The sequence below is a fragment of the Segeticoccus rhizosphaerae genome (assembly GCF_009192725.1).
GTDB classification, from domain to species: domain Bacteria; phylum Actinomycetota; class Actinomycetes; order Actinomycetales; family Dermatophilaceae; genus Segeticoccus; species Segeticoccus rhizosphaerae.
Window position 1 is genome coordinate 1 of sequence record NZ_VOHR01000175.1, and the last position, 8,257, is coordinate 8,257.

Annotated in this window: 8 protein-coding genes; all 8 read right to left on the minus strand. The window is 69.7% G+C overall.

All coding sequences use genetic code 11. The annotated features are described in order from the left end of the window. Positions 1–145: 145 nt before the first annotated feature. Positions 146–673: a glycine cleavage system transcriptional repressor gene (locus tag FRW57_RS13730; protein ID WP_202911351.1), complete on the minus strand. Its 528-nt coding sequence runs from the start codon at positions 671–673 to the stop codon at positions 146–148. Positions 674–742: 69 nt separating this feature from the next. Then, positions 743–1,573, minus strand: coding sequence for a uracil-DNA glycosylase (locus tag FRW57_RS13735; protein WP_137119890.1), 831 nt, complete (start codon positions 1,571–1,573; stop codon positions 743–745). Positions 1,574–1,648: 75 nt separating this feature from the next. Next, positions 1,649–3,415 carry a DUF7507 domain-containing protein gene (locus FRW57_RS13740; RefSeq protein WP_420853253.1) on the minus strand — a complete coding sequence of 589 codons (1,767 nt, stop codon included), beginning with the start codon at positions 3,413–3,415 and terminating at the stop codon, positions 1,649–1,651. A 131-nt stretch (positions 3,416–3,546) separates the two neighbouring features. Then, positions 3,547–4,266, minus strand: a complete 720-nt coding sequence (locus FRW57_RS13745) for a laminin G domain-containing protein (protein ID WP_162308104.1) — start codon at positions 4,264–4,266, stop codon at positions 3,547–3,549. A 172-nt stretch (positions 4,267–4,438) separates the two neighbouring features. After that, positions 4,439–5,383: a Ppx/GppA phosphatase family protein gene (locus tag FRW57_RS13750; protein ID WP_137119893.1), complete on the minus strand. Its 945-nt coding sequence runs from the start codon at positions 5,381–5,383 to the stop codon at positions 4,439–4,441. Next, positions 5,380–5,928 (minus strand): DUF501 domain-containing protein, encoded by a 549-nt coding sequence (locus tag FRW57_RS13755; RefSeq protein WP_137119894.1) that lies wholly within the window; start codon positions 5,926–5,928, stop codon positions 5,380–5,382. Before FRW57_RS13755 ends, FRW57_RS13750 begins: the two co-directional genes overlap by 4 nt. Positions 5,929–5,937: 9 nt before the next feature. Then, positions 5,938–6,363 carry an FtsB family cell division protein gene (locus FRW57_RS13760; protein WP_162308105.1) on the minus strand — a complete coding sequence of 142 codons (426 nt, stop codon included), beginning with the start codon at positions 6,361–6,363 and terminating at the stop codon, positions 5,938–5,940. Positions 6,364–6,581: 218 nt separating this feature from the next. Next, positions 6,582–7,868, minus strand: coding sequence for a phosphopyruvate hydratase (gene eno / locus FRW57_RS13765; RefSeq protein ID WP_152186240.1), 1,287 nt, complete (start codon positions 7,866–7,868; stop codon positions 6,582–6,584). Between the last annotated feature and the right edge of the window lie 389 nt (positions 7,869–8,257).

The following is an 8,257-nucleotide window of genomic DNA, read 5'->3' on the forward strand; positions in this document are numbered from 1 at the left end:
AGGTCGGCCGCCAGCTGGACGGTCTCGGGCGAGGCCGGGTCGACCTCGGCGCCCTCCTGTGCGAGCACCGCTTGGGGGGACCGCGCCACGGTCCGGACGCGGCCCGGCGGCAGGTCCGGCATCTGCCACTCCTGGATGGGCGAGGTCACAGCAGGTCGTCGTCGACCCGGGAGAGGCGGACCTCGACGCCGAGGTCGGCCGCGACGGAACGCAGCGCCTCCGCGAGCCGGTCCGGCTCGGTGCTCGACGGCACCGACAGCTGCGCCACCAGCACGTAGAGCCCGTCCCCGAGACGGGTGCCGAGGTCGACGATGTTGACGCCGTGGTCGGCCACGACCCGCGTGATCGCAGCGACGATGCCTGTGCGGTCGGCGCCGTGCACGTGCAGGACGAAGTCAGCCTCGCCGCCGGCTGCGACAGCGGTCTGCTCCGACAGTCGCCGCGCGCTGATGACGAGTGAGCCGTCCCCGGTCAGGTGCGCGAGCGCCTGCTCCACGGCGGGCGCGTCGGCGCCCGTCCGCACCAGCACCACCATGGCGAAGTGCCCCCGCAGGAGCGTCATGGTGGAGTCCTCGAGGTTGCCGTGCAGGTCGGCGAGCGCGGAGGTCACGTCGGCGACGATGCCGGGACGGTCGTCCCCCACAACGGTCACGGCGATGATCTGGTCGGTCACCGCGCCACCGTAGCGGTGGGCGGCGGCTCCCGCCGGGGCGTCTCACGACCTGCGGCCCGGAGCCGTGGCTCACAGCCGCGCGAGTACGGCGTCGAACATGTCGGTGGTCAGCCGCCCGGTGAAGGTGTTGTGCTGGCTGGGGTGGTAGGTCCCGAGCAGCCGTATGCCGTGTCCCTGGTCGGTCACGACCGCGGCCTCGGCGCCGTGGCCGAACTTGGGCTTCGGCCTGGGCACGGACCAACCGAGTCGGCGGGCACTGGCGAGCACGGCGTCCCAGCCGAAGGACCCGAGGCAGAGGATCGATCGCAGTTTCGGCGCGCAGAGCTGGAGGTCGCGGTCGAGCCACGCCGAGCAGGTGTCTCGCTCGGTCGTGGTCGGCTTGTTGTCCGGCGGGGCGCAGCGCACCGCCGCCACGATCCGGATCCCGGTGAGCACCAACCCGTCTCCGGCGGCCCAGGCGTGGTCCTGGTTGGCGTAGCCGGCGCGGTGCAGCGCGGCGAAGAGCCAGTCGCCGCTCTTGTCACCGGTGAACATCCGGCCGGTCCGGTTCGCGCCGTTCGCAGCTGGCGCCAGTCCCATGACCAGCACCTCCGCGTCGGGGTCACCGAAGCTCGGGCCGGGGCGCCCCCAGTAGGGCTCGGCGGCGAACGAGGCGCGCTTCCCGGTGGTGGCCACCTGCTCGCGCCAGCGCACCAGCCGCGGGCAGGCACGGCATACCGACGACCGCGCGTCGACCTCCTCCCTCGTAGCGGACGAGTTCGCGAGCCGTGCGGCCTGCCGTGTCGTGCGCGCGACGGGGGTGTCGGCATCGGCGGGATCGCCCGGCCAGCCCGTGCCCGGCGGGACCGGGGAGGGGAAGAGCGCTCCGGTCACCGGGTGCGGTAGCGCTTCGTCGGTCACGCCCGCATCCTCCCGCACCGAGGTCGCGGACGGGCCCCCGCCGCTCTGGCAGGGGCCCGTCGTCGCGTGTCGGCCTCAGGCGCGGCGTGTCCGGCGACGGCGGCTGCCGACCTTCAGGAACGCTCCCAGACCCATCAGGAAGACGCCCGACAAGAGCACGCTTCCGGCCTCGACCCCGGTGTAGGCGAGCAGGCTCGGCTCCGGGTCGGCCTTGGCCTTGATGCCGTGGTCGGTAACGGTGGAGTTGCTGCGGATGGCCTTGCCGGTCGATGCGACGGCAGTGGCGTATGCCCAGTTCTTGCCCAACGTCTTGTTGTGCTTCGCCTGCCATTTGGTGAAGACCAGGGGCTCCGCGTGACAGACGGCGGTCGCACCGGGCACCAGGGTGGTCTGGTCGCAGGTGATCTTGAGGTTCTTGCGGGCCAGTTTGCGGTCCACGATGGCGAGGTCGCTCACGGTCACGTTGCCGGCATTGACGACCTTGAAGCTGTAGACGGCGGAGTCTCCCGCGTCGAAGCGACCGTTCTTGTTCTTGTCCGTCACGGCCGAGAGCCACTGTGCTGCCCTGATCTTCGCCACGAGCCGCACCTTGTGCTGCTTCACGTGGTGCCGCTTGTTGAGGCTCTGGTGTGTCTTCTTGACCCACGTGTGCGTCTTGGCCGGAGTGTTGCTCCGGTGCTTGACGACCCGCTTCACCGGCGGCACCGTGAGGCGGTAGGTGACGGTGCCGTTGCTCGCGACCGTGACTCCAGTTGCCGTGGTGCCTCGGGCGAAGGCCCGGTTGGCCAGGGGGCTGTGCTTGGCCTCCCAGCGGCTGACGGTGTAGAGCGGAGCCGTGCAGGTCACGGAGGCGCCCGGGGTCAGTGCCGTGGTCGGACAGGTGAGGTTGAGGCCGTGCTGGTTCAACTTTCCGTCGACGACGTTGATCCGTCTGACCGTCAGCGTCCCGGTGTTCGTGATGCGCAGGCTGTAGCGCATCTTGTCGCCCTCGCCCGCGTGGCCGTCCCTGTTGAGGTCGGTCACCTGGGTCACCATTTGGACGGCGGTGAGCCTCGCCGAGCCCTTGAGCGCGACTGAGACTGTGCCGGAGGACGCGCTCACCTTCTTCTTGTCCTCGCCCACCGCCTTGGCAATGGCGCGATCGGTGATCGAGCCCCGGTCCATGTCCGCCTGGGTGATCACATGGGTGAGGAGGCAGTTCGCGGCGCTCATGGCAGGCAGAGTGGTCCGGCCGCACGTCTTGGCGCCCAGGCCGCCGGTCACCGTGAGCCCGGTGGCTGTGCCCTTGCCGCTGTTGGTCACGATGTAGCGGAAGGTGACCGTGTCGCCCGCGTCCCTCCGACCACTGCCGTTGGTGTCCTTGACGAAGGCGCGGCCCGCGACACTCAGCTTGGCCGGCTGAGGTTTCGGCGTCGGCTTGGTGGTGGGCGGCGAAGTGGGCTCAGTCGTGGGCGGCGAAGTGGGCTCAGTCGTGGGCGGCGAAGTGGGCTCAGTCGTGGGCGGCGAAGTGGGCTCAGTCGTGGGCGGCGAAGTGGGCTCGGGCGCAGGTGCCAGCTCCGGCGCAGGTGCCAGCTCCGGCGCAGGTGCCGGCTCCGGCGCAGGTGCCGGCTCCGGCGCAGGTGCAGGCTCGGGCGCAGGCTCAGAAGTAACCGTCGTGGTGGTCGACGTCGTCTGCAGTGCACTGTCTTCTGCAGTTACCGGGGAAGTTTCCGCACCCGGTGGCGTCGAACTCTGTGGCGTCGTCGTGCTGGGACTGTCGTCTGCTGCCATGGCAGGCAGGACGGACGTTCCGGAGAAGGCCACAGCCAAGGTGATGGCTGCCCCCAACTGGCGCTTGTTCATAGTGAACTCCCGTGTCAGACGTGACGATCGAATGGTCACACGCCCCGCCCGGGTTTCGCAGCCAAACCCAAGAAAGCCGTTGTGTGGGTTCGTTCCTCGGGCCCGCCCAGCCGGGCGGGCCCGAGGCGGGTTCAGCCGGCGCTGACGGCAACCCGATCGATGTCGCCACTGAAGAAGTCGCAGGTGACCTTGACCTGGTCGCACTTGGTCTTGCCACCGATGGTCATGGCGACGTTGTTGCTGATCGTCCCGGTTGCGCCCTTGGCTCGACGTGTCTTGGTCCCGTCGATGGTCATCGTGATCTGGGTCGCTGTGCGCAGACAGGTCACCGTGTGCCACTGGCCGTCGTTGAGCGCGACGCCCGAGTTGACCGTCTTGCCCACCAGCGTTCCATCGACCATCCCCCGGAAGAGGCAGGTGAGCTTTCCGTGCGGGGCCTCGAGCTTCCAGTAGCCGCCCTTGGCACCGTGCTGCCCCTTCTGCATGATGTTGCCGAAGTCGTGCGTCGTGCGATACCGGATCGTGATGGAGAAGTCGCGATCTCCCGGATTCAGGGCGGAGCTTCCGACCGTTACCAGACGTGGGCTGTCGGCGGGGGTCGTGTTGGGAGCGGTATACGGGAACCGGTAGGCCACGGCGCCCTGGACGAGGGTCCCGGTATCCACGACGCTGCCGATGCTTCCTGTGACACCGTTACCACTCGAATCCCCCATCACGGTGGCCCCGGCCGCTTCGTTCATCTCCCACGTGGCCACGGGAGACAGTTGCGCTGCGGCTTGGGCGGAGCCTTGGGTGAGGCCCGCGACGAGCAGGGGAGCTAGCAGTGCGGCTGGGAGGATCTTGCGCTTCATGACTCCGCTCCTTCCGGTCTCACCCGAGACCGTCATTGATCGAGGGTAGGAGCGGAATGTCGCGGGCGTTGTCACTTTTTCTAGAGTTGCCGAAATTGATCGAAATCGGCCCGGATGCCCTGCCCTGCCCGGCCCGGTCAGGCGCGGGATCCCGCTGGGCGACCGCAGCCAATCATGCGATCGAGAGGGCGATGCCGTCCAGGATGTCGTGCTCGGAGGTGATGGTGTGGCCGACTCCGGCGTCGGCCTGCAGCCGTTCGACGATCCGCCGCCACACGAGCGCCCCGGCGCCGATGACGTCGACCCGGCCGGGGTGCATGTAGGGCAGGGCCGCTCGGTCCGCTCGCGGCATCTCGAGCAGGTCCGTGCAGGCGGCGACCATGCGCTCGACCGGCAACTTCGTGCCATGGATGCATTCGGACTCATAGCGGGGCAGGCGGAGCGCGTGCGCGGTGATGGTGGTGATCGAGCCCGCGAGGCCTACCAGCGTGGCGACGTCGTGGAAGTCGACCACCTGCGCAGCCTGCTCGACGGCGGCGTCAATGTCCGCCACGGCGGCGTTGATCTCGGCCACGGTCGGCGGGTCGCTGCGCAGATGCCGCTCGGTCATTCGCACCGAGCCGATGTCCACCGATCTGGCTCGCTCGACATCGGTGGCCCCCCGAACGAACTCGGTCGACCCGCCGCCCAGGTCGACCACCAGGAAGGGACTGGGTATGCCGTTCGCCCGCAGCTCTCCAGTGGCTCCCCGGAACGACAACGAAGCCTCCTCCTCTCCGCTGACGACCTCGGGCGAGGCACCGAATGCCGCGAACGCCTCCCTCACGCCGTCGACGAACTCGCCCGCGTTGCTGGCGTCGCGGGACGCGGAGGTCGCGACGAAACGAACCTGGGCCGCCCCCAGTTCCTGGCACTGGGCGGCGTATTCGCGGGCCTGCGCCAAGGTCCGGGCCATCGCCTCCGGATCGATCCGGCCGGTGCGGTCCACCCCCTGGCCGAGCCGGACGATCTCCATCCGGCGCAGCAAGTCGGTCACGGTCCCTCTCGAGGCGTCCACATCAGCTACGAGCAGCCGGATCGAGTTGGTGCCGCAGTCGATCGCGCCGACGCGGGTCACGGCGTCGTTGCCTCAGGCGCAACGCCCGGATCGGTTCCCTCTGGGACGCAGGACCCAGCGGTCCACCAGTCCTCCAGCGCCTCCAACGCCTCGTCGCCGAGCGGGTTGACTCCGCGCCCCGCCACCAACGAGTGTGCGACGAGAACGTGCAGGCACTTGACCCGGCTCGGCATGCCGCCGGCGGAGATGCCGTCGATCTCGGCCACGTCGCCCAGCTCGGCCCGACGCCGCAGGTAGTCGTCGTGGGCGGCGAGGTAGGCCGCAGCGAGTGCCTCGTCCTCGGCGAGCCGCGTGGTCATCTGCTTCATCAACCCACTGGCCTCGAGGGTGCTGATCGCTCCAGTCAGCCGCGGGCAGGTGGCGTAGAACGTCGTGGGAAACGGTGTGCCGTCGGGCAACCGGGGCACCGTCTGCAGGACATCGGGCCTCCCGCACGGACACCGGTGTGCGACCGCGGCGACCCCTCGGGGCCGCCGTCCGAGCTGCACCTCGACCGCTGCGAGGTCGATTTCGTCGACCGCGCCGGCTTCCTTCTCGTCAGGCACGCCCACCGGTCACTTGCCACTCTTCGTGTCACGCACGGCGGGCGGCTCCGCCTTTTTGCCCACCGTCGACTCCGACGCCGGTGCCTTCGCGCCCGAGTCCGCGATGACGACTGACTCCCACATCTCGCCGTACCAGGGCCGATGGGCGCGCACGTCGTCCGGCACCGACGCGATGCCCGACTCGGGCGAGGTGGCGTCGGCTGGTTTGTCTCCGGTGATCGTCGTGTACTGCTTGTCACCGGGCATGACGAACTTCAACCGCTCGCGTGCCTGCTGCTCCACGTAGTGCGGGTCCTGCCAGTCCTGCTTCTCCTGGCTGAGTGTCTTGACCGTCGACTTCTGCTGTGCGATCTGCTGCTCGAGCGCCGAGATCTCGCCCCGCTGGTGGATGTAGGCGCGCAGGGTCGGCGCCAGGATCACGGCGAGGAACGTCACGAGGACACCGAGGATGACGAGGCGGCGCAGCGAACGCGGTCGCTGCTTCGTCGTGACCGGCGCACCGCGGGAGACGCGGTGTGCCGTGCGGTTCGTCGGCCGGCTGGACGGCGTGGACCGCCCGCCCGGTCGCGGGCGCGACGTGGTGCCCGTCCGTCGCGACCGCTGCGACGGACCCCCCGGTCTGGTGCTCTTGACCATCGGGCTCCCGCTGCCCCTCAGCCCTGGACCCGGAAGCGTGGGAAGGCACCGGGGCCGGCATACATCGCGGCGTCGTCCAGCTCCTCCTCGATGCGCAGCAGCTGGTTGTACTTGGCGACCCGCTCGGAACGCGCCGGCGCGCCGGTCTTGATCTGCCCGCAGTTGGTGGCGACGGCGAGGTCGGCGATGGTGGTGTCCTCGGTCTCGCCGGAGCGGTGGCTCATCATGCAGGTGTAGCCGCTGCGCTGCGCCAGGGCGACCGCGTCGAGAGTCTCGGTCAGCGTCCCGATCTGGTTGACCTTGACCAGCAGCGAGTTCGCGACGTGTTCGGTGATGCCGCGCTGCAGCCGCTCAGGGTTGGTGACGAAGAGGTCGTCGCCCACGATCTGGACCTTTCCGCCGAGCTCGGCGGTGATCGTGGCCCACCCCTCCCAGTCGTCTTCGTCGAGCGGGTCCTCGAGCGAGACAAGGGGGTATGACGTGACGAGCTCGCCGTAGTAGGTGGACATCTCGGCGGCGGTTCGCTGCTGTCCCTCGAACGTGTAGCTGCCTTCGGAGAAGAACTCGGAGGCGGCGACGTCTACCGCCAGCGCGATGTCGGTGCCGGGCTTGTAGCCGGCCTTGCCGATGGCTTCGACGATGAGGTCGAGGGCCGCGCGGTTGCTGTCGAGGTTCGGCGCGAAGCCCCCCTCGTCGCCGAGGCCGGTCGCCAGACCTCGCTCCTTGAGCACGGCCTTGAGGGCGTGGTAGACCTCAGCGCCCCAGCGCAGCGCCTCCTTGAACGAGCCGGCGCCGATCGGCGCGATCATGAACTCCTGGATGTCCACGTTGGAGTCGGCATGCGACCCACCGTTGAGGATGTTCATCATCGGCACCGGCAACACGTGGGCGTTGGGGCCTCCGACGTAGCGGAAGAGCGGCAGGGAGGCCGACTCGGCCGCGGCACGCGCCACCGCGAGCGAGACCCCGAGGATCGCGTTGGCCCCGAGCGTGGCCTTGTTGGGCGTGCCGTCGAGCGCCAGCATCTCCGCGTCGATGAGCCGCTGCTCGCTCGCCTCGAATCCGAGCAGCCTGGGCGCGATCTGCTCCATGACGGCCTCGGCGGCCTGCTCGACGCCCTTGCCGCCATAGCGCGCGGCGTCGCCGTCGCGACGCTCGACCGCCTCGAAGGCACCCGTCGAGGCGCCCGAGGGGACCGCGGCGCGGGAGATGGTCCCGTCGTCGAGCGCGAGCTCGACCTCCACGGTGGGGTTGCCACGCGAGTCGAGGATCTCGCGGGCGCCAATTGCCTCGATGCTGGCCACGAACACTCCTGCTGTGCTGGGGGGCGATCAGTCCGACACGTCCCGTTCCGGGTTACCCAGCGAGCCTAACGGGTGTCCCGGCCCGACCTCGTGAGCGACTCAGCCCACGTGCACGGTGACCGTGGTGTGGGCCAAACGCCGAATGGCGAGCACCTGTCCATGTCTCAAGAGCCACCGGGTGGCGCCGCGGGCTGAGCGGCGTCGCGCCGGTCGCGGCGGACGCACACTATCGAGCGTCCCGGCCCTGTCGCTCGAGGGTGCGCAGGATGGCGCGGAGCGCTGCCGAGGGGTCCCGGCCCTCGGCCCGAGCGCGTATGACGAGGCGCAGCAGCTGCGCGCCGAGGTCACCCTCGTCGGCGCTTGCCTGGTCGAGCAGGTCCTGCCGGCCG

What these genes read in the sequence shown, in the direction of transcription:
- FRW57_RS13740 (WP_420853253.1), bottom strand. Translation starts at nt 3,415, where the DNA reads ATGAACAAGCGCCAGTTGGGGGCAGCCATCACCTTGGCTGTGGCCTTC.
- FRW57_RS13745 (WP_162308104.1), bottom strand. Translation starts at nt 4,266, where the DNA reads ATGAAGCGCAAGATCCTCCCAGCCGCACTGCTAGCTCCCCTGCTCGTC.